Raw genomic sequence first — 20,735 nt, forward strand, 5'->3', positions numbered from 1 at the left:
ATAGCGCCGGCCGCATGCGCTGGCGCAGCTCCATTATGAGTGCCTCAGTGCAGGGTGTGTGTCTTCAGGCGTTCACGCATTCCTGAACGTGGGCTTGCGCTTATTGATGAAGGCATCCATGCCTTCCTTCTGATCGTGCGTGGCAAAGAGCGCGTGGAACAGGCGCCGCTCGAATGTGACGCCATCGGACAGGCCGCTCTCGAACGCGCGGTTGACCGATTCCTTGGCGGCCATGACGGCGATCTGCGAGTAGCTGCTGATGACCAGTGCCGCTTCGATGGCTTCGTCCAGCAGTTTGTCAACAGGCACGATGCGGCTGACCAGCCCGGCGCGCTCGGCCTCCTGGGCGTCCATCATGCGCGCGGTCAGCACCATGTCCATGGCCTTGGCCTTGCCGACGGCGCGCGGCAGGCGCTGGGTGCCACCGGCGCCCGGAATGACGCCCAGCTTGATTTCTGGCTGACCGAATTTGGCGTTCTCTGCGGCAATGATGAAGTCACACATCATCGCCAGCTCACACCCGCCGCCAAGCGCGTAGCCGCTGACGGCGGCAATCACGGGCTTGCGGATGCTGCGGATGGTCTCCCAGTTGCGGGTGATGTAGTCGCCCTTGTAGGCATCCACGAAGCTGTAGCCGGCCATGGCGGGAATGTCCGCGCCGGCGGCGAACGCCTTTTCACTGCCGGTAAGGATGATGCAGCCAATGTTCTCGTCGGCATCAAAGGCTTGCAGCGCCTGGCCCAGCTCCGTCATCAATGCGTCATTGAGCGCGTTGAGCTGCTTGGGCCGGTTGAGCGTGATGATGGCAACTTTACCGCCTTCAATACGGGTTTCGATGTTTTCGTAGCGCATGGTTCATCTCCTTACTGTTGTGGGGGAAAGACTGCGAGCGGTTGCCATAGTGCACGATCAGGGCGCACCTGTCAGCCACGGCAGCAGCACCTTGGCGTCACGGGCCACAAGGTGGGCCTCGCCCTGACCGGCGTTTTCCTGCGTCAGGCTGGTGGGCAGCCACAGCAGCACGCCATCGCGCGCCACCAGCGCATCGAACCGGCAAGGCAGTTGCGTTTGCAGCAGCATGTCCAGCTCCTCCAGCTTGCGGATGCGCCACATGTGTTGCGGCGCCTTGCCGGCAACAGCGGGCAGGCGTATGCCAAGCCATTCGTCGCCCGCAGCCATCCCAGCCTGTGCGGCGGCACTGCCGGACAGCACGCGCCGTACGATGACGCTGCCGTTGCTTTCCTGAACGAGTAACCCGAGCCTTAGCATCCAGCTGGGCGGGCGAAACTCCAACGTGATGCCGACGGTGGCGAGTGTCTGTGGCAGCGGCAGCGGGTCGGTGCCGTGGACCCAGGCCTTGAGTTCCTTCTTCCAGCTGCGTCCGCTCAGCGCCTTGAGCGTGTCGAGAATATCGGTCTCGCCAATGGGCCCGCCGGCGCTGCGCTGCCACAGTGCGCGCATCACTGCATCGAGGTCGGTCTTGCCTTCCTGGCGCAGCTGCAGGTCCAGGCACAAGGCCACCAGCGCGCCCTTGGTGTAGTAGCTGACGGTGGCGTTGATGGTGTTTTCATCCTGCCGGTAGTACTTGATCCAGGCATCGAAGCTCGCCTGCGCCACGCTCTGCACGGCCTGACCGGGTGTCTGCGCGACCTGATGGATGGTCTTGGCCAGCAGCTTGAGGTACTGCTCGTCCGACAGCAGCCCGGCGCGGCGCAGCAGCAGGTCGTCGTAGTAGCTGGTAAAGCCCTCGAAGAACCACAGCAGCTGCGTGTAGTTTTCCTGGTCCCAGTCGTAGCTGGCGAACTCCGCCGGACGCATGCGCTTGACGTTCCAGGTATGGAAATATTCGTGACTGATCAGCCCCAGCAGTGTGCGATAGCCCTCGGGCTGCGCGCTTTCCTCCACGCTACTTCTGGGCAGATCGCTGCGATTGCAGATCAATGCGGTGCTGTGGCGATGCTCCAGCCCGCCATAGCCGTTGCCGACGGCGTTGAGCAGAAAGACGTAACGGTCATGCGGTGCGATGCCGACGGCACTGTCCTTCACCTCAGGGTGCCAGAAGCGAATGGCCGCTTCGCAAATGCGCTTGGCATCGGCCAGCAGGCGCTGGCCATCGAAACGCGGTGGCGCGCCAGCGACGACGAAGCGGTGCGCTATGCCCAGCACGTCGAAGCTGGCGCTCCAGAACAGGCCCATTTCGACCGGCGAATCGGCCAGCTCGTCGTAATCGGCAGCCTGGTAGCTGCCGAAGCCATCGGCATCGGTGTGCAGGGGCCGCAGGGCGGTGGCGACCTGCCACTGCGCGCCGCAGGCGGGGCGCAGCAGCGTGAGCGTGTGGGGCAGCCGCTCCTGGCCGTGCACGCGCAGACACAGGCTGGTGGGGTTGAAAAATCCACGCTGGGCATCCAGCCAGGCCGCGCGCACCGAGTTGTCAAAGGCGTATACGCGCCATTGCAGCGTCAGCGGCTCCTCATCGTCGCAGGCGATCTCCCAGCTGTTCTTGCTGAGGGGCGTGACGTGTACGTGCGCGCCGTTCTGGCTGGCCTGCAGGCTGCTGAGGTGGCGGGCGAATTCACGCACCAGATAGCTGCCGGGAATCCACACCGGCAGCGAGACGCGCTGTTTTCTGGCAGGCTTGGCAATGTGCAGGGTGATGTGGAAATGGTGACTGTGCGGATCTTCTGCAGCCACCTGGTAGTGCAATGCGAAAGTGGTCATGGTCGCAAGCGTAGCAGCGATCGCATGGGCAGGTTGCGCGATGTGTTAAGAACCTGTTTACGATCTTTTCACGCGCCGCGCCTTGGCCTGACTGCGCAATGCGTGGGAAAGATCGCCAACAGCGTCTGGGAACTGGCTAACCGCTTGTCTGCAGGATGCGCGTAGTTCATGCGGCAAAAGAAAAGCCAGCATCTGGCTGGCTTTTCCTTCGCAGTAGGTTTCAACGCATCGCGGCGTCAGGATGCATTGCCAGCGGCCAGTGCCTGCAGCTTTTGCTCCACCTGCGCGGCTGGCACGGCGCCCGGCACGCGGGTGTTGTCCTCGAAGATGACGGTCGGCGTGCCGGTAATCTTGTACTTGCGCCCGAACGCGAGGTTGCGCTGCAGCGCGTCGAAATCCTTGCAGTCGGCCTGCGCAGGGGGCGTCTTCTCATGGAGCATCCAGTCGCTCCATACCTTGGCAGGATCACTGGCGCACCAGATGTCGCGGGATTTCTCGAAGGAATCCGGGCTGAGTATCGGGTAGAGAAAGACGTGGACCGTCACGTTGTCAATGTTGCGCAGATCCCGCTCGAAGCGCTTGCAGTAGCCGCAGTTGGGGTCTTCGAAAATGGCGAGCTTGCGGCTGCCGTCGCCGCGCACGACGGTGAAGGCATCGTCAAAGGGCAGGGCGGCGTAATCGATGGCGGTGAGGGCCTTGATGCGGTCCTCGGTAAGGTTGCGCCGGGCCTGGATGTCGATCAGCTCTCCCTGGATGAGGAAGTTGCCATCAGCGCTGACGTAGAACAGATCAGTGCCGACGCGGACCTCATAGAGTCCCTGCATGGGCGTGGCGACGATCTCGTCGATGTTTTTCAGCTGCGGGATGCGTTCGCCAAGTGTGTTGCGCAGTGCTTCCAGATCGACTTCTGCATCTTGCGCGTGGGCATTGCCCAGTGCAGCCAGTGCCAGCAAGCCAGTTGCAACAATGAGGGAAAAGCGCCAGCCAGCGCGGTCAGAAACGGTATGCATACTTGGGAAGCCACTCGCGTGGCGTTGGTGGTTACGAGAACACAGGGCCATCAATGCGATGCTGCCGAGTGGCAATCACGGCTGTGCGCCTGACATGGCCAGGCGCATGACCCACTGCTTGAGCGGGCCACTGGCGGAAAAGCCCCGCATGCCCCAGTTGCGCAAGGCCTCAAGGGCGGGCCGATCCTGCCAGAACAGCCACTGCAGTCCATCGGTCGCAACGGCATAGGGCAGCAGGGCAGACTTGCGCTGGCGTGCATAGTTCCGCAGCAGCCGCATGTCTGCCACGGAGCGCCATTGCGGGCGACCCAGCAGCGCATCGCTGAGTGCCGCAACATCGCCGAGTCCGAGATTGAGTCCGGAACCGGCCAGGGGGTGCACATTGTGTGCGGCATCGCCCAGCAGAACCCAGGAGGAGCTTGCGGAGTCAGGCATCTGGCCTGCCCATTGCCGGGCCTGTGCCAGGCGCAGCGGCCAGCGCACCCGAGGAGCGATGGTCGTCCAGCCCGTCAGATCGGCCATGGTCGCCGGCATCGGATGACGTGCACTGGCGGTGGCAATCGTCTCTGCCATGCGGGCGATGAACGCTTCGGGTGTCAGCGTCACCAGTTCCGCGGCGATGGCTGCATCCGTGGACCAGACCACCGCAAAGCCGTCGCCTTCAGGGCCGTCAAGCGGCAGCAGCGCAAGGATGTGGGGGCCATGGAACCACTGGTAAGCCGTGCCCTGGTGCGGCTGGCTGGCGCGCACCCGCGTCGCCACGGCGTGCTGCGGATAGTCGTGCACGTCAAACTGCACGCCCACCGCGGTGCGGCTGGCGCTGTCGCGCCCCTCGCACAGAGCCGTAAGGGGCGCTTCAACCGGTGTGGTGACAATGTCGACGCTGGGTTGGAACCGCAGCGCGGCAGCGAGCATGTCCTCCAGCGCGGGCACATCGACGATCCACGCCAGCGCATCGTCCGGGCCATCTTGCGGTGCTGACGCGGAGGTGGCCCTGGCATCCCCATCGAAATGGACCGCGCCACCGGCGTCGCCATAGACACGCATGTGCCGTACGGCGGTCGCTGCAGCAGCCTCGGGCCAGCAGCGCATCTGCTGTAGCAAATGGCGCGAAGCGTGATTGAGCGCGTAGGCGCGAACGTCACGCGCCGCTTCGGGCCGCGTGGTTGCGACCGACTGGTCGACCAGCGCCACACGCAGCTTGGCCTGGCCAAGCCTGAGCGCCAGCGCACGCCCGACAATGCCGGCGCCGCGAATGCACACATCGTATCCAGTATTAGGCATGGCAGGCATTGTAGGCTAGCGCGTCTGGGCCAGTCAGGCAGCGCCAACTGCTGTTGCGCGGCACGCGAAAAGATCGTAAGCAGGTTCTGCAGCTGGCGCCCCATGCGGATTTGCCGCAGTCGCCTCCCGACCTTCCGTAAAATGGCGGGCTGCCTTCCGCAATTGCGGTTGTGATGACGCCACTGCCCAGCCTTGCCACACCCAGGTGTTCACCGCCCGTGCAGGGGTGGGCCGTGTTAGGCGGGGCTGTGTTTGCCCGTTTGTTCCATTTCCTTTTGCCCAGCGTCACGGTCACTATCAGTGGCTGCGACGGCTGCGCCTTCCCTCCAGGATTTTCTGCCATGAGCCTCCAATGCGGCATCGTGGGCCTGCCCAACGTCGGCAAGTCCACCCTTTTCAACGCCCTGACCAACGCCGGCATTGCCGCCGAGAACTACCCGTTCTGCACCATTGAGCCGAACGAAGGCGTGGTCGAAGTGCCTGACCCGCGCCTTGCGCAACTGGCCGAGATCGTCAAGCCCGAGCGCATCGTGCCGGCGGTGGTCGAGTTCGTCGACATCGCCGGTCTGGTAGCGGGCGCCAGCAAGGGGGAGGGGCTGGGCAACCAGTTTCTTGCGCATATTCGCGAAACCGACGCCATCGTCAACGTGGTGCGCTGCTTCGAGGATGCCAATGTCGTGCACGTGGCGGGCAAGGTCGATCCGATTGCCGATATCGAGGTGATCCAGACCGAACTCTGCCTGGCCGATCTGGCTACGGTGGAAAAATCCATCCAGCGCTATACCAAGCTCACCAAGTCCGGTCAGGACAAGGATGCGGGCAAGATGCTGGCGCTGCTGCAGCGCATCGAACCTGCGCTCAACGAGGCCCGCCCCATCCGTACGCTGGCGCTGAGCGACGATGAAAAGGCGGCGCTCAAGCCGCTGTCGCTGATTACCGCCAAACCCGCGATGTTCGTGGGCAACGTCAGCGAAGATGGCTTCGAGAACAACCCTCTGCTTGATCGTCTCAAGGACTACGCGGCCAGCCAGAATGCGCCCGTCGTGGCCATCTCGGCCAAGATCGAGGCGGAACTGGCCAGCATGGATCCCGAGGACCGCGCCATCTTCCTGGAGGAGCTGGGCCAGAGCGAGCCGGGCCTAAACCGCCTCATTCGCGCAGCCTATCAGCTGCTGGGCCTTCAGACCTACTTCACCGCTGGTGTCAAGGAAGTGCGCGCCTGGACCATCAAGAAAGGCGCCACCGCCCCCCAGGCTGCGGGCGTCATCCACGGCGACTTCGAACGCGGCTTCATCCGTGCGCAGACCATCGCCTTTGAGGATTTCATCCAGTACAAGGGCGAACAGGGCGCCAAGGAAGCCGGCAAGATGCGCGCCGAGGGCAAGGACTATGTGGTCAGGGATGGGGATGTGTTGAACTTCCTGTTCAACGTCTGAAGGACGAAACCCTATCCATCCGCACCTCCGCTGAGATCAAGCAGCTTTTGCGCTTGGCGGCTGAGCGCGAGCGCCGCTCGGTGGCTTCGATGATCGAAATCCTGGTGCTGGAGTACGCTCGTACGCATGAATTGCATGCCGATGACGCCGCGAAAACCCCAGTCAAGAGCACGCTATCCAAATGACGCAAGCAACCCCGGCAATCACACTCAGCCAGCTCGAAGGTCACCTCTGGGAATCCGCCAACATCCTGCGCGGCCCGGTGGATGCGGCTGATTTCAAGACCTACATCTTCCCGCTGCTGTTTTTCAAGCGCATCTGCGACGTCTGGGACGAGGAATACCAGGAGATCGTCGACGAGACCGGCGATGAACAACTGGCCTGGTTTCCCGAGTCGCACCGCTTCCAGATCCCGGAAGAATGTCACTGGAACGACGTTCGTACCAAGGCCAGCAATGTCGGGATGGCCCTGCAGCGCGCGATGCGCGAGATCGAGAAGGCCAACCCCGACACCCTGTACGGCGTGTTCGGTGATGCCCAGTGGTCGAACAAGGATCGGCTGTCGGATGCCTTGCTCAAGGACCTGATCGAGCACTTCTCCAAGCTGCCGTTGGGCAACAAGAACGTCAACTCAGATCTGCTTGGCGACGCCTACGAATACCTGATCAAGAAGTTCGCCGACGCCACCAACAAGAAGGCCGGCGAGTTCTACACCCCGCGCAGCGTCGTGCGGCTGATGATCGACATGCTCGATCCCAAAGAAGCCGAGACCATCTACGACCCGGCCTGCGGTACCGGCGGCATGTTGCTGGCCGCCGTGCAGCACGTGAAAGAACAGCATGGCGACGTGAAGCGGCTGTGGGGCAAACTGTACGGACAAGAGAAGAACCTCACCACCTCATCCATCGCGCGGATGAACCTGTTCCTCCACGGCATCGAGGACTTCCAGGTGGTGCGCGGCGACACCCTGCGTAACCCGGCCTTCTTCGAGGGTGATCGGTTGGCGACCTTCGATTGTGTGATCGCCAATCCTCCCTTCTCTCTGGAAAAGTGGGGCGAGGACCTGTGGTTGAACGATCCCTTCGGCCGCAACTTTGCCGGTCTGCCACCCTCGTCCAGCGGTGACTTCGCGTGGGTGCAGCACATGGTCAAGTCGATGGCCGACGTCAGCGGCCGGATGGCCGTGGTGCTGCCCCAGGGCGCTCTGTTCCGCAAAGGTGTGGAAGGCAGTATCCGCCAGAAGCTGCTGGAAATGGATCTGGTCGAGGCCGTGATCGGGCTGGCACCCAACCTGTTCTACGGCACCGGCCTCGCGGCGTGCATCCTGGTGCTGCGCAAGCGGAAACCGGTCAAGCACAGGAAGAAGGTGCTGATCGCCGATGCGTCACGCTTGTTCCGCCGGGGCCGCGCGCAGAACTATCTGGAACCCGAGCACGCCGCCGAGATCCTCGGCTGGTATCGCGGCTTTGCCGATGTGCAGGACGCGGCCCGCGTGGTCAGCCTCGACGAGATCAAAGCCGAGGACTGGACGCTGAACATTTCGCGCTATGTCTTGCCACCACTGCAAGAAGACATCCCGCCGCTGCCCGACGCCATCGCTGCCTTCAAGGATGCGCTCACCCGCTGCCGCGAAGCCGAAGAACGGCTTGCGCAGGTCATGAATGAAGGGGGATGGCTGAAATGAGTTCGGACCGTCTATTCAAAGACAACAAGATCTTCACTGAAGAAATGGTGAACGTTGCGCGCGCTCGACTGAAGGAGAAGCTTGCCCAGATGGAACAAGAGAAAGCTCGCAGCAACCAGCGCATCACCCAACAAGAACTCGAAAGCTACCTCTGGGGCGCAGCCGTGTTGCTGCGCGGCCTCATCGATGCTGGCGACTACAAGCAGTTCATCTTTCCGCTGCTGTTCTACAAGCGGGTATCGGATGTCTGGGACGAGGGATACCAGGCGGCCCTGGCCAACTCAAACGGCGACCTTTCGTACGCCCAGTTCGCGGAGAACCACCGTTTCCAGATTCCCGAGGGCGCGCACTGGAACGACGTTCGCCAGGCACCCAAGAACGTCGGCGCGGCCATTCAGAAAGCCATGCGAGCCATCGAAACGGCCAACCCGGATCTGCTCGATGGCATCTTCGGTGACGCCCCCTGGACGAACCGCGAGCGTCTGCCCGACGAAACACTGAAAGACCTCATCGAGCACTTCTCCACCCAGACGCTGTCCGTGGCCAACGTGCCCGAGGACGAGCTCGGCAACGCCTACGAATACCTGATCAAGAAGTTTGCGGACGACTCCGGACACACGGCCGCCGAGTTCTACACCAACCGCACCGTCGTCCACCTGATGACGCAACTGCTCAGCCCGCAGGCGGGCGAGTCAATCTACGACCCAACCTGCGGTACGGGTGGCATGCTGATCTCGGCGCTGGATGAAGTGAAGCGCTCCGGCGGCGAGTACCGCACGCTCAAGCTCTACGGGCAGGAGCGCAACCTCATCACCTCGTCCATCGCCCGCATGAACCTGTTCCTGCATGGCGTGGAGGACTTCGAGATCATCCGGGGTGACACCCTGGCAGAACCCAAGCACATCGAAGGCGACCGCCTGCGCCAGTTCGACGTAATCCTGGCCAACCCGCCGTACTCCATCAAGCAGTGGGACCGCGAAGCCTGGGGTCAGGATAAGTGGGGGCGCAACTTCCTCGGTACCCCGCCGCAGGGGCGGGCGGACTACGCCTTCCAGCAGCACATCCTGACCAGCCTCACCGCCAAGGGGCGGTGTGCCGTGCTCTGGCCACACGGCGTGCTGTTCCGTAACGAAGAACAGTCCATGCGCGCCAAGATGGTCGAGCAGGATTGGGTCGAGGCCGTCATCGGTTTGGGCCCCAACCTGTTCTACAACTCTCCGATGGAGTCGTGCATCGTCATCTGCAACCGCAAGAAGGTCGCCGCTCGCAAGGGCAAGGTGATCTTCATCGACGCGGTGAACGAGGTCACCCGGGAGCGGGCGCAGAGTTTTCTCAAGCCCGAGCACCAGCAGCGCATCCTGAGCGCTTACAAGACCTTTGCGGACGTGCCCGGTTTCGCCAAAGTCGCCACCCTGGCCGAAATCGGCGCCAATGCCGGCAACCTCTCGATCCCGCTGTACGTGAAGCGCATTGCCGCCACCATCGCCACCGACAGCAATGGCGACGCAGTATCGCTGCGCTCGGCCTGGGACCAATGGCAAACCGATGGTCGTGCCTTCTGGCAACAAATGGACGCAGTGGTGGAAACGCTGGATGGGCTTTGCCCTACCAGTCCTGTGGCCCAAATAATTCCTATGCCACAGAAAGCGAAGTCGCCAGTGCAACCAGCTTTTAAGCGTGCAGTCCTCGCAGCGGAGATCGTGCATCAATTGCATCGTGAACAGCGCTTTGGCAGCGTGAAGCTAGAGAAACTGCTGTTCCTGAGTGAAAAGCACTTTAGTCTCGAAGCCGACATGCAAAGCCATTACTATCGGCAAGCAGCAGGGCCATATGATCCCAAAGCCATGCGTTCTATTGTGAGCAATCTGCGATCACATAAATGGTTTGACACATCAAAAATAAATGGCCGCACGCAATACACCCCGCTGGAGAAAGTGGGGCAGCATGCTGACTACTATGCTCGCTACTTCGCACATGCGCGTGACGGCATAAATCTTCTGATCACGCGGCTCAAGGCGGCCAGCACGGAACAATGCGAGATCGTGGCCACGCTGTACTCGGCTTGGTTCGATCTCAAAGCCAAGAATGAGCATTTCGTCGATGAAGACATCATCCGTGAAGTAACTCATAACTGGCACCCCAGCAAGCAGCGTATTGAAGAAGCACGTTGGTATAGGGCCCTAGCATGGATGCGCGAACATCGCCTGACCCCTGATAATGTGGGGGATTTGGTATGAGTGCTCGCCGTGTCAAATTCGGTGATGTGGTACGCCTCTCGAAAGCGCGCAGCCAAGATCCGCTGGCCGACGGCATTGAACGCTACGTCGGCCTGGAACATCTCGAACCCGGTGACTTGCGCATCCGCAATTGGGGCAACGTCGCTGACGGCGTGACCTTCACCAGCGTGTTTCAACCTGGACAGGTGCTGTTCGGCAAGCGCCGTGCTTATCAGCGCAAGGTGGCTGTGGCGGACTTCTCCGGCGTCTGCTCTGGCGATATCTACGTGCTGGAGACCAAGGATGCGCAGGTTTTGCTGCCGGAGTTGCTGCCCTTCATTTGCCAGACCGACGCCTTTTTTGATCACGCGGTGGGGACGTCTGCTGGCTCGTTGAGCCCCCGCACCAACTGGACGAGTTTGGCGGACTTTGAGTTCATGCTCCCGCCGATGGATGAGCAGACAAGCCTCGTTGAGGTTCTTCGCGGGTTCGAGGAGGCCATGGAATCTGCGGAATCGCTCTCGACTGCCGCTGAAAAGCTTCGCCGCTCGCTGATGATTGATCACTTCGAGGCAGTTCACTCGGAGTGTCGGAGGGTTTCAGAAACTGGGAAGTGGTACAGCGGCGGAACACCCTCACGCGGGAATTCTGCTTATTGGGGCGGACCTATTCCGTGGGTCAGCCCGAAAGATATGAAACTGGTCGAGCTTGATTCCGCTGAGGAGACTCTCACGGCTGAAGGTGTCGAGGCAGGATCGAAACTGATGCCCAAAGACACGATCATGATTGTTGTACGCGGGATGATTTTGGCGCATACGTTTCCTGTTGCCCGAACTTTGGTGCCAGCTGCCTTTAACCAGGACATGAAGGCGCTGGTCGTTAGCGACGAATATCGGCCTAAATACATCCAGTATTGGTTTGAATACGCGGCGCCGCGCTATCTCCGACTGGTGTCGGAATCGTCGCACGGTACAAAGCGACTGGAGAGCGAAAAACTCTTTTCACTTGAAGTCCCAAAGCTCGACCTCGATGAACAAGATAATTTCATCGCGCAAGTAGATGAAATGCGGGCGGCAGTTAGCAAAGCGAAGTCGAGGCGCGCCGATGTTATGACTATGAAACGCTATTTCCTTAACCAGAATCTGGCGTCTTGAGGAGGTAGCCATGTCATTCACAGAGTCCAACACTGTCGAAGCCTACGTCCGCGATCTGCTTGCTGGCCCAATCAAGGCTGTCCCGGCCAACACCGCTCAAGAGCCTCAAGCCACCTACGGCCCGAGCCCCAAAGGCATCGGCTGGCGCTACGCCGCCCCGGCTGAAGTGCAGCGCCAGATTCAGGAAGTGCTGGTAGAGCCTTGGCTGCGCGAGGCGCTCATCCGCCTGAACCCGGAGATTGCCGCCGAGCCCGACCGTGCCGACGAGGTGCTGTACAAGCTGCGCGCCATCGTGCTGTCGGTGCGCTCAGATGGCCTGATCCGCGCCAACGAGGAAATGACCGCCTGGATGCGCGGTGAGCGCTCGATGCCCTTCGGCCCCAACAACGAACATGTGCCGGTGCGGCTGATCGACCTGAATGATCTGGCACAGAACCAGTACATCGTCACCCAGCAATACACCTACCGCGCAGGCCCCACCGAACGCCGCGCCGATCTGGTGCTCTTGGTCAACGGCCTGCCGTTGGTACTGATCGAAGCCAAGACGCCGGTCAAGAAGTGCATCAGCTGGGTGGATGGCGCGGTGCAGGTGCACGATGACTACGAGAAGTTCGTACCGGAGCTGTTCGTTTGCAACGTGTTCTCGGTCGCCACCGAGGGCAAGGCCTACCGCTACGGCTCCATCGGCCTGCCGGTCAAGGACTGGGGCCCGTGGCATCTGGATGGTGCGGGCGATGATGGGCAGCACCATCCGCTTAAATCGCTCAAGCTGTCGGCCGAGAGCATGCTGCGCCCGCATGTAGTGCTGGATATTCTGGGCAGCTTCACCCTGTTCGCCACCAACAAGAAAAAGCAGCGCATCAAGATCAGCTGCCGCTATCAGCAGTACGAGGCGGCGAACAAAATCGTCGAACGCGTGCTGGCGGGTTACCCCAGGAAGGGCCTGATCTGGCACTTCCAGGGCTCGGGCAAATCTCTGCTGATGGTCTTTGCCGCGCAGAAGCTGCGCATGCATGCCGGCCTGAAGAATCCCACCGTGCTGATTGTGGTGGACCGGATCGATCTGGACACCCAGATCACTGGCACCTTCACTGGCGCTGACATTCCCAATCTGGAAAAGGCGGATAGCCGCGAGAAACTGCAGCAGTTGCTGGCGCAGGATGTCCGCAAGATCATCATCACCACGATCTTCAAGTTCGGCGAGGCCACTGGCAGCCTGAACGACCGCAGCAACATCATCGCTCTGGTGGACGAAGCGCACCGCACCCAGGAAGGTGACCTTGGCCGCAAGATGCGTGAGGCTCTGCCCAATGCGTTTCTGTTCGGTTTGACCGGCACACCGATCAACCGTGCCGACCGCAACACCTTCTACGCCTTCGGGGCTGACGAAGACGAGAAAGGCTACATGAGCCGCTATGGCTTCGAGGAGTCAATCCGCGACGGTGCCACACTGAAGCTGCACTTCGAGCCGCGCCTGATCGACCTGCACATCGACAAGGCCGCGCTGGACGCCGCCTACAAGGACTTGACCGGCGGCCTGTCTGATCTGGACAAGGACAACCTCGCCAAGACCGCCGCCAAGATGGCCGTGCTGGTGAAGACGCCAGAGCGCATCCGACGCGTGTGCGAGGACATCGTCCAGCACTTCCAGAGCAAGGTGGAGCCGAACGGCTTCAAGGGCCAGATCGTCACCTTCGACCGCGAATCCTGCCTGCTCTACAAGCAGGAGCTGGACAAGCTGCTGCCGCCGGAGTCCTCCGACATCGTGATGACGGTGAATGCCAACGAGCCGCAGTACAAGGCCTATTCGCGCACGCGGGATGAAGAGGAACGGCTGCTCGACCGCTTCCGCGACCCCAACGACCCGCTCAAACTGATCATCGTCACCTCGAAGCTGCTGACCGGCTTCGACGCGCCCATCCTGCAGGCGATGTATCTGGACAAGCCGCTGCGCGACCACACGCTGCTCCAGGCCATCTGCCGGGTGAACCGCACCTACTCCGAGCAGAAGACCCATGGCCTGATCGTGGATTACCTCGGCATCTTCGACGACGTGGCCAAGGCGCTGGAGTTCGACGACAAGAGTGTCACGGCGGTGGTGTCGAATATCCAGGAACTCAAGGATCGGCTGCCGGAGGCAATGCAGAAATGCCTGGCTTTCTTCGCAGGCGTCGATCGCACGGTCGAGGGTTACGAGGGCCTGATCGCCGCCCAGCAATGCCTGCCCAACAACGAGGTGCGCGATAACTTCGCGGTCGAGTACAGCCTGCTCAACAAGCTCTGGGAGGCCATCTCGCCAGATCCGATCCTCGGTAAGTACGAGAAGGACTACAAGTGGCTCTCGCAGGTGTACCAGTCGGTGCAGCCCTCCAGCGGTCACGGCAGGCTGATCTGGCATTCCCTCGGCGCCAAGACCATCGAGCTGATCCATCAAAACGTGCACGTCGATGCCGTGCGCGACGATCTCGATACCTTGGTGCTGGACGCCGATCTGCTGGAAGCCGTGCTCTCGAATCCTGATTCGAAGAAGGCCAAGGAAATCGAGATCAAGGTGGCCCGGCGGCTACGCAAACACCTGGGAAACCCGAAGTTCAAAGCGCTCTCGGAGCGTCTGGACGCCCTGCGCGATCGCTTCGAGTCCGGGGTGCTCAACAGCGTTGAGTTCCTGAAGCAACTGCTGCAACTGGCCAAGGAAGTGCTGCAGGCGGAGAAGGAAACGCCTCCGGAAGAGGACGAGGATCGAGGCAAGGCGGCGCTCACCGAGTTGTTCAACGAGGTAAAGACCGCCGAGACGCCCATCATGGTCGAACGCGTCGTGGCGGACATCGACGAGATCGTGCGCCTCGTCCGATTCCCGGGCTGGCAAGGCACGCAGGCCGGCGAACGCGAGGTCAAGAAGGCCCTGCGCAAAGCCCTCTTCAAATACAAGCTGCACGCGGATGAAGATCTGTTCGAGAAGGCCTACAGCTACATCCGGCAGTATTACTGAGGGCATGAGGATGAGGCAGGACGATCTGGCCCTAGCGCTTTGGCAAGATTTCACCAACCAGCGCTTACCCGACAACCGTGAGGTGCTGCTGGCCCGCCTTGATCCGAGCTGCCCGCCGCAACTGACTGAGATTGAGAGGATAAGGAAGCACCATGGCCAAGGCTGAAGCCAGCGTTGAAGAACTGGTCTCGATGATCGAGCGCGGTGAGCTGCGCTTGCCGGAAATGCAGCGGCAGTATGTCTGGCGCTCCACGCGCGTGCGCGACTTGCTCGACTCTCTGTATCGGGGCTATCCCTCAGGGGCGATTCTGCTCTGGGAAACCGATGAGGCCGTGCCCCTGCAAAGCTTCGCCGTCAGCCAAAGCAATAACCCTTATCAGAGCACCCGCCTGTTGCTCGATGGACAACAGCGTCTGACCTCGTTATCTGCCGTCATTCGTGGCGAGCCGGTGTCAGTGCGCGGTCGCCGTCGGCCTATCGACTTGCTGTTCAACTTGGAGCATCCCGACCAGTTGGCGGTCGTGACCGAAGTGGATGAGAACGGCGATGACGCTGAGGTCGATGAGGAAGGCGAGCTGGGCGGCGACGAGGCCGACGCCAGCGAGGACGAACTGCTGACGCGCTTCAACAAAATGACCTTCGTGGTGGCGACCCGGAAGCTGGAGCAGTTGCCGCAGTGGGTGAAGGTATCCGAAGTCTTCAAGACCGACAGCGATTCGCCTTTCCTCAAACGTGCGGGCATCAGTAGCTTTGATGATCCGCGTTACGAGAAATACAGTCAGCGTCTGGCCCGGCTGCGCGGCATTCGCAAGTACGTGTATCGCATGGACGTGCTGGAGCGAACACTGTCCTACGACGAGGTCACGGAAATCTTCGTCCGGGTCAACTCGCTGGGCGCCAAGCTGCGCAGCTCCGATCTGGCTCTGGCGCAGATCACGGCCAAATGGCGGCACTCGCTGCAGACCTTCCTGGACTTCCAGAGTGCTTGCGCCCAGAACGGTTTCGAGCTTGATCTGGGTTTGCACCTGAAGAATTTGATGGCCTTTGCCACCGGGCAATCCCGTTTTCTGACCGTCGGCAGCCTAACCCTGGACATACTGCAGCAAGCGTGGAAAGAAGCCTGCGAGGGAATGGAATTTGCCCTCAATTTCGCACGCAGCAATCTGGGTATCGACAGCCCTGCCTTGCTGTCATCGCCCTTCTTACTCGTGGTGCTGGCCTACTTTGGACACCGCCGCAACTATGCCCTGAGCACGGAAGAGGCGCAGCAGTTGCGCTACTGGGCCTTGGCCGCCAATGCCAAAGGCCGTTTCTCCCGGGGTTCCAGTGAGACCATTCTGGATCAGGATTTGGCAACCATCCGCAATGGCGGCAGCGTCCATGAACTGATCGACCGGCTGCGCCTGCAGTTCGGCCGCCTTGACATCACGCCGGAAGAGCTGGAGGGGCGCAACCAGCGCAGTGCGCTGTTCAAGACCATGTTCCTGGCGTTTCGTGCGGCAGGCGCCAAGGATTGGCGCAGCCACCTGGCCATTGCCCTGGACCACTCGGGTAGTCAGCACCGCTTGCAGTTTCATCACATTTTCCCCAAGGCATTGCTGCGCGGCAGCTACACCCCTCGCGAGGCCGACGACATCGCCAACCTGGCTTTCATCGGCGGCAAAACCAATCGTGCGATCAGCGACAAAGCGCCTGTGACCTACCTGTTGCCGCTGGTGGCACAGCACGGTGCAGCACCCTTCGCAGCACAGTGCATCCCGGTGGAGGAGGAACTGCTGGCACTGGATCACTACAAGGCGTTCTTGCAAGAGCGCCGTAAACGCATCGCGGCGGCACTGAATGCTTTCATCCATGCGGTCGCTTGAACTGTCAGCGCCACCTTGTTGCCACACGGTGACCCACATGTCGCCACAATGCTGCCGCCATGTTCAACACAATGTTGCCACGCTGTTCACCACATTGACGCCACTTTGTGCACACAGTGTTGCCACCATGCCTGACACATTCCGGCCGGGACGCAGCCCGAGAGTCGCTTGTCCCCAGCACGATGAGCAGATTCTTTGTGCTGGCTCTCGAGAGCACAAAGAATGTGGCCGCTGGGCTCGATTTCGCCAGAAATCGGGCGCGGCGGCGTGGGGACAACGAATGGTCGATGCGTCCAGCCTGCACCTTATGAAACCCCGCTGCGACCATGCGCCGGGTTGCCGCCCTGTGCGGCAAGGCCTTTGCCGAGCGACTGGATGATGATGTCCTGTCCCGTCTGCAAGCCTTGCCGCCGCGTAGCGTGCGCTTGGTTCTGCAGCGGGCCTTGGGTTCGGCGGCTCGTGATGGCCGAGGTGTCGTTCAGGTGCAAGACATCAGGCCGCTGGCAGACAGTTGCCGCCAGCCGGTTGGGTTTGTCAGCGAGGGGTGGAGTTAATGCCAGCGAACCAGGCCGCACCGGCGGCCAGTGCATCAGCCTCGCTGGCATAGGTTGTCGATGGGCCGCTGATGATGCAGGGCTCGGTTTCGCCGTCACCTTCCACCGTCCACAGCTCCCAGGTTCCGTCATTTTTCCAGCTAGGGATGGCGGTGTAGGGTTTGTCTTTCAGCGCAGCCAGCGCGGCATCCACTTCGGGGCGAATCTGCAACTCACCCGAGTAAATATAAGGTGTCGCGCAGCGGGCATCAGATCGGTTCATGTTCCGTACTCCAGAAAAGCTCCAGTAGCGCGCTCGCCTGCAGGTAAATACCGGGGTTGCGCGCTTCACTCGGGCCAGCAATGTTGAGAATAGCGACGGGATGGCTAAGCAACCAGCCTTGCCATGCCGCCAACAGCTCTTCTGCAGGGGCATGCACATCGCAAAGCAATAGCGGTTTACCATGCCTTATCGTCAGATCGCGAGTGAGCAGACTGCCACCTTCTAGCCGGTCCCGATAAATGATCAGCGTAGCATCCGCATCCCGCACATTGCGCTTGGTGCGCTGACGATAGCCGCTGGATTCGGTTTCCTGCAGCTGGTAGCGCGCATCCAGGACGCCATCAGCGGCCCGACGACCCGCCGGGCACCAGCCGCCGTGCGCAATCTTTCGGGCAATAGCGAAATCCAGCGCTGCCCGGTCTACGCCGGTCTGACCCCCAGAGATGATGCGCTGAATGTTCACCCTTGCTCCGTTGCGGCCACCGTGCAGACCAGCTGTACTTCATCATTGGGCTGATCTGCCGAGAGCTGGCCTATGCGCTCGCGCGTGCTGATGAGGTTGAGCTGCTTGCGCACCTGCTGCAGGCCACGCCTTTCAATCACTGCGGTATAACTTGCACCCAGCTCTCCATCCGGGTCGATAAACAGCTCAATCCGCTTCACCGGCAACCTGAACACCGTGAAGCTGCGCGCCGGCACCAGCGACCAACTGCCGGGAGCATTGGGTGCAATACCGTCCAGCATGTGCAGCGGCAAGGTTTGACGGCATTCCACGGCGGCGGCAATGGCAGGCTCAATGCGCAACCAGTGATCGATATCTGGTGCTTGGCCGTCCATCAGCACAAGCGGCATGGCGGCAAGTAGTAGTGCGTTCATCCCTTGATGTTCCTGATCCAGAAGCGGCGGTCATCGCCCGTGAAGTTGGGGTCATAGCCGACCAGCGTCAACAGTGAACCGACATAGTAAAGGCCGAACTGATTCATCAGCCAGCGCTCCATCGCTGGGTCGTCGGGCAACTTACTGTACGGTGGGATTGGGCCGTCGCTGCGAACCTGGCCGCTGGTTTTTCCGGAGATGGAAAAGCTCTTCCAGGTGAGCACGAAATTGTTCGACTGTTTCGGCAGCTCCGGTGCACATAGCGACAGATTGCTGAAGCGCTCGGAGCGCTTGGCGTCGTGCCACAGCACGGCGTCAAAGCGAATGCAATCACTGGCTTTAAGCGTAAGGCTACGGGTCAGCGTCATCTGATCAGCCGGAATTTGCAGATTGCTGATCACCACCTTGGGCCACTCTGGGGCGCGACCGTCGGTAGAAAGATTGTGGCGCAAGGCGTTATGCAGTGACTGCCTAGTCGCTCGCGGCAGCTATCGCAGTCATCTGCTTTCAAGAATAAATAAAGTCCACTAAAATGGTTCTTACACAATTTTTTCCGCGTTAAGGGTCATAAAAGTGACTTTTCATCTCTCAACTCCCGCTGAGATCCTGCACACGCTGGGTGTTCGTCTGCGCGAGCAGCGGCTTGCCCAATCGCTGACGCAGCGTGAACTGGCGCAAATGGCTGGACTGTCGCTGGGGGCGTTGCGCAAACTCGAAAGCGACGGTCAGTGCTCGCTGGAAACGCTGGTCCGTGTCGCGCAGGCACTTGGCTTGCTGGAGGCGCTGGACGATCTCTTCGTGCTCAAACGGCAATCCATCGCCCAGATGGAGCAGGTGGACCTTGTGAGCCGCCGCCAGCGTGCGCCGCGTAAGAGAGCATCATGAAGCTGCTTACCGTGCATTATTGCGGCTGGGGAGAAGACTGGCCGTTGGGACGCCTGGCCGATGATGGTCAATCCCTGCTCTTCGAATATTCTCCCGAAGCTCTGTCTCAGGGCTTGGAACTGTCGCCCTTGCACCTCAAGCTGCGTGCGGATGCCTACGGAAGTTTTCCGACCCATTTGCATCGCCTTCCGGGCCTGATCGCCGACAGTCTGCCGGACGGCTGGGGTTTGCTGCTGATGGATCGCCTGTTCCGTCAACACGGCTTGCGCCATCCCGGGCCGCTGGACCGGCTGGCCTTCATTGGTGAGCGCGCGATGGGCGCGTTGCGCTTCGTTCCGGCAAGCGACGCCGCTGCCCAGGAGCCCGACTGGTCCTTGCTGGCGCTGGCCGAGCAAAGCCGTCTCGCGCTCGCGGGCGAGGCTGGGGCAGCCCTGCGCGAGCTCGCGCTCACCGGCGGCTCACCGCAAGGGGCCAGGCCCAAGGCCTTGGTGCAGTACGACGCAATGACCGGGCAAGTCAGCACCCGTCCGGATGCGCCCGGCAGTCCCTGGCTGGTCAAGTTCCCGGCGCAGAACGAACACAAGGAAGTCTGCGTCATCGAGCAGCTCTATGCCGAGTTGGCTCGGGATTGCGGACTGGATGTACCCGAAAGTCGCTGGTTCGACCTTGGCCCTGAACTGGCCGCCTTCGGCGTCGCGCGCTTCGACCGGGAAGGTGGGCAACGTGTCCCGGTGCACAGTCTGGCTGGATTGTTGCAGGTGGATTTTCGCCTGCCCGGTGCCACCGACTACACCGCCTTCCTGCGAGCTACCCGTTTCCTGACGCGCGACGAGCGCGAAGTGGAGAAAGCCTACGCACGAGCCGTCTTCAATGTGCTTTTCCACAACCGTGACGACCACCCCAAGAATTTCGCCTGGCGTCTCGGGCCTGACCGGCGCTGGCGTCTGGCTCCGGCATTCGACCTGACCTTCAGCGAAGGCCCGATGGGCCAGCATCACCTAGACATTTGCGGCGAAGGTGCTGCCATCGAACGCCGGCATTTATTGCGTCTGGCGGAGGAAGGTGGCATCCCAAGGAAACGGGCGGAAGAGGTCATCGACCGGATGTTGCCGCAGGCAAGCTCATTGGGTGAGCGATTTGAGCGTGTTCCGATCAGGCAGATGTTGGCGCAGCAGATCAAATCCACCATTGATGCCTGTCGCAGGCGTCTGGAAAGTTGAATCCGAGCCGCCGCAACGGCGCCAGATCAGGGTTGAACGTACTCACTACTGAGTTTTTGAGTACAAACATGAGGCGCTGTTGCGCAATTGCCCCACTGAGCGCAGCTACCCCTTTCCCCAGTCTGCTCAGGACACACGTATCGTGTGTGGCGTGCCAAAGCGCGTGAACTGGTTCAGGATCGCCGCGCGCACCTGAAGCTGCGTCACCTGGCGGTCGAAATCTCGGGCCATGACCCGCTCGCCCAGCAACTTGAAGCAACCCATCTTGGTTTCCACCAGGCTGCGCCGGTGGTAACCACTCCATTTCTTCCAGATCGTCCGGCCCAGGTGCCGGGTTGATCGCAAGGTTTCGTTGCGAGCCTCGACGCCCGCGCTGCTGCCTTTCCAGGTCTGCGCATTCTTGCGGGTCGGGATCACGGCGGCGGCTCCGCGTGCCGCAATCGCGGCATGACAGGCCTTGGTGTCATAGGCACCATCGCCGCTCACCGTCGCCACGGCTTCAGTCGCCGGGATCTGCGTCAGCAGCTCAGGTAGCATCGGCGCGTCGCCGATGCGGTTGTCCGTGACCTCGATGGCCCGGAT

17 protein-coding genes are annotated in these 20,735 nt (G+C 61.2%); 8 read left to right on the forward strand and 9 right to left on the reverse strand.

Features of this window, described 5'->3' with window-relative positions; translation table 11 throughout:
- Positions 1 to 72 precede the first annotated feature (72 nt).
- From AAV94_RS05930 to AAV94_RS05945, 4 genes are all read right to left on the reverse strand, one after another.
- Positions 73 to 852, reverse strand: a complete 780-nt coding sequence (locus AAV94_RS05930; RefSeq protein ID WP_046741396.1) for an enoyl-CoA hydratase — start codon at positions 850 to 852, stop codon at positions 73 to 75.
- Between the two features lie 57 nt (positions 853 to 909).
- On the reverse strand, positions 910 to 2,718 hold the full coding sequence (locus tag AAV94_RS05935) for a M61 family metallopeptidase (RefSeq protein WP_046741397.1): 1,809 nt from the start codon (positions 2,716 to 2,718) through the stop codon (positions 910 to 912).
- A 236-nt stretch (positions 2,719 to 2,954) separates the two neighbouring features.
- Positions 2,955 to 3,728 (reverse strand): DsbC family protein, encoded by a 774-nt coding sequence (locus AAV94_RS05940; protein WP_046741398.1) that lies wholly within the window; start codon positions 3,726 to 3,728, stop codon positions 2,955 to 2,957.
- Between the two features lie 75 nt (positions 3,729 to 3,803).
- Entirely contained in the window at positions 3,804 to 5,021 is a 1,218-nt protein-coding gene (locus AAV94_RS05945) for an FAD-dependent monooxygenase (RefSeq protein WP_046741399.1), read from the reverse strand.
- A gap of 332 nt (positions 5,022 to 5,353) precedes the next feature.
- Here AAV94_RS05945 and ychF point away from each other — a divergent pair, with 332 nt between their 5' ends.
- The 6 genes from ychF to AAV94_RS05980 all read left to right on the forward strand — a co-directional run bounded on the left by ychF (position 5,354) and on the right by AAV94_RS05980 (position 16,356).
- Complete coding sequence (gene ychF, locus AAV94_RS05950) at positions 5,354 to 6,448, forward strand: redox-regulated ATPase YchF (protein WP_046741400.1); 1,095 nt, start codon at positions 5,354 to 5,356, stop codon at positions 6,446 to 6,448.
- A 181-nt stretch (positions 6,449 to 6,629) separates the two neighbouring features.
- Positions 6,630 to 8,132 (forward strand): type I restriction-modification system subunit M, encoded by a 1,503-nt coding sequence (locus tag AAV94_RS05960; RefSeq protein WP_046741402.1) that lies wholly within the window; start codon positions 6,630 to 6,632, stop codon positions 8,130 to 8,132.
- Positions 8,120 to 10,369 carry a type I restriction-modification system subunit M gene (locus AAV94_RS05965; protein ID WP_231731256.1) on the forward strand — a complete coding sequence of 750 codons (2,250 nt, stop codon included), beginning with the start codon at positions 8,120 to 8,122 and terminating at the stop codon, positions 10,367 to 10,369. Before AAV94_RS05960 ends, AAV94_RS05965 begins: the two co-directional genes overlap by 13 nt.
- Positions 10,366 to 11,502, forward strand: coding sequence for a restriction endonuclease subunit S (locus AAV94_RS15170; protein WP_231731258.1), 1,137 nt, complete (start codon positions 10,366 to 10,368; stop codon positions 11,500 to 11,502). Before AAV94_RS05965 ends, AAV94_RS15170 begins: the two co-directional genes overlap by 4 nt.
- Positions 11,503 to 11,512: 10 nt before the next feature.
- On the forward strand, positions 11,513 to 14,491 hold the full coding sequence (locus AAV94_RS05975; RefSeq protein ID WP_046741403.1) for a type I restriction endonuclease subunit R: 2,979 nt from the start codon (positions 11,513 to 11,515) through the stop codon (positions 14,489 to 14,491).
- Between the two features lie 152 nt (positions 14,492 to 14,643).
- Positions 14,644 to 16,356, forward strand: a complete 1,713-nt coding sequence (locus tag AAV94_RS05980; RefSeq protein ID WP_046741404.1) for a GmrSD restriction endonuclease domain-containing protein — start codon at positions 14,644 to 14,646, stop codon at positions 16,354 to 16,356.
- A 534-nt stretch (positions 16,357 to 16,890) separates the two neighbouring features.
- Here AAV94_RS05980 and AAV94_RS05990 read toward each other — a convergent pair.
- The 4 genes from AAV94_RS05990 to AAV94_RS06005 are packed head-to-tail and all read right to left on the reverse strand — an operon-like array spanning position 16,891 to position 18,500.
- A complete protein-coding gene (locus AAV94_RS05990) occupies positions 16,891 to 17,172 on the reverse strand; it encodes a hypothetical protein (protein ID WP_009523648.1) in 282 nt (93 codons plus the stop codon).
- Positions 17,159 to 17,635, reverse strand: coding sequence for a putative molybdenum carrier protein (locus AAV94_RS05995; protein ID WP_046741406.1), 477 nt, complete (start codon positions 17,633 to 17,635; stop codon positions 17,159 to 17,161). Before AAV94_RS05995 ends, AAV94_RS05990 begins: the two co-directional genes overlap by 14 nt.
- Positions 17,632 to 18,048 carry a hypothetical protein gene (locus AAV94_RS06000; RefSeq protein WP_046741407.1) on the reverse strand — a complete coding sequence of 139 codons (417 nt, stop codon included), beginning with the start codon at positions 18,046 to 18,048 and terminating at the stop codon, positions 17,632 to 17,634. The genes AAV94_RS05995 and AAV94_RS06000 overlap by 4 nt, the downstream gene beginning before the upstream one ends.
- Positions 18,045 to 18,500 (reverse strand): hypothetical protein, encoded by a 456-nt coding sequence (locus tag AAV94_RS06005; protein WP_231731259.1) that lies wholly within the window; start codon positions 18,498 to 18,500, stop codon positions 18,045 to 18,047. Before AAV94_RS06005 ends, AAV94_RS06000 begins: the two co-directional genes overlap by 4 nt.
- A gap of 121 nt (positions 18,501 to 18,621) precedes the next feature.
- Here AAV94_RS06005 and AAV94_RS06010 point away from each other — a divergent pair, with 121 nt between their 5' ends.
- Positions 18,622 to 18,933 (forward strand): helix-turn-helix domain-containing protein, encoded by a 312-nt coding sequence (locus AAV94_RS06010; RefSeq protein WP_046741409.1) that lies wholly within the window; start codon positions 18,622 to 18,624, stop codon positions 18,931 to 18,933.
- On the forward strand, positions 18,930 to 20,153 hold the full coding sequence (locus AAV94_RS06015) for a type II toxin-antitoxin system HipA family toxin (RefSeq protein WP_046741410.1): 1,224 nt from the start codon (positions 18,930 to 18,932) through the stop codon (positions 20,151 to 20,153). Before AAV94_RS06010 ends, AAV94_RS06015 begins: the two co-directional genes overlap by 4 nt.
- Before the next feature lie 126 nt (positions 20,154 to 20,279).
- On the opposite strand, the gene AAV94_RS06020 is transcribed toward AAV94_RS06015, so the two are convergent.
- Positions 20,280 to 20,735 (reverse strand): IS5 family transposase (locus tag AAV94_RS06020; protein ID WP_046741411.1); only part of this gene is annotated, 456 nt, incomplete at its 5' end.

It is taken from the genome of Lampropedia cohaerens, assembly GCF_001005215.1.
Lineage (GTDB): Bacteria > Pseudomonadota > Gammaproteobacteria > Burkholderiales > Burkholderiaceae_C > Lampropedia > Lampropedia cohaerens.

Coding starts and splice junctions, on each gene's coding strand:
- AAV94_RS05930 (WP_046741396.1), bottom strand. CDS start 852: ATGCGCTACGAAAACATCGAAACCCGTATTGAAGGCGGTAAAGTTGCC.
- AAV94_RS05935 (WP_046741397.1), bottom strand. CDS start 2,718: ATGACCACTTTCGCATTGCACTACCAGGTGGCTGCAGAAGATCCGCAC.
- AAV94_RS05940 (WP_046741398.1), bottom strand. CDS start 3,728: ATGCATACCGTTTCTGACCGCGCTGGCTGGCGCTTTTCCCTCATTGTT.
- AAV94_RS05945 (WP_046741399.1), bottom strand. CDS start 5,021: ATGCCTGCCATGCCTAATACTGGATACGATGTGTGCATTCGCGGCGCC.
- ychF (WP_046741400.1), top strand. CDS start 5,354: ATGAGCCTCCAATGCGGCATCGTGGGCCTGCCCAACGTCGGCAAGTCC.
- AAV94_RS05960 (WP_046741402.1), top strand. CDS start 6,630: ATGACGCAAGCAACCCCGGCAATCACACTCAGCCAGCTCGAAGGTCAC.
- AAV94_RS05965 (WP_231731256.1), top strand. CDS start 8,120: ATGGCTGAAATGAGTTCGGACCGTCTATTCAAAGACAACAAGATCTTC.
- AAV94_RS15170 (WP_231731258.1), top strand. CDS start 10,366: ATGAGTGCTCGCCGTGTCAAATTCGGTGATGTGGTACGCCTCTCGAAA.
- AAV94_RS05975 (WP_046741403.1), top strand. CDS start 11,513: ATGTCATTCACAGAGTCCAACACTGTCGAAGCCTACGTCCGCGATCTG.
- AAV94_RS05980 (WP_046741404.1), top strand. CDS start 14,644: ATGGCCAAGGCTGAAGCCAGCGTTGAAGAACTGGTCTCGATGATCGAG.
- AAV94_RS05990 (WP_009523648.1), bottom strand. CDS start 17,172: ATGAACCGATCTGATGCCCGCTGCGCGACACCTTATATTTACTCGGGT.
- AAV94_RS06000 (WP_046741407.1), bottom strand. CDS start 18,048: ATGAACGCACTACTACTTGCCGCCATGCCGCTTGTGCTGATGGACGGC.
- AAV94_RS06015 (WP_046741410.1), top strand. CDS start 18,930: ATGAAGCTGCTTACCGTGCATTATTGCGGCTGGGGAGAAGACTGGCCG.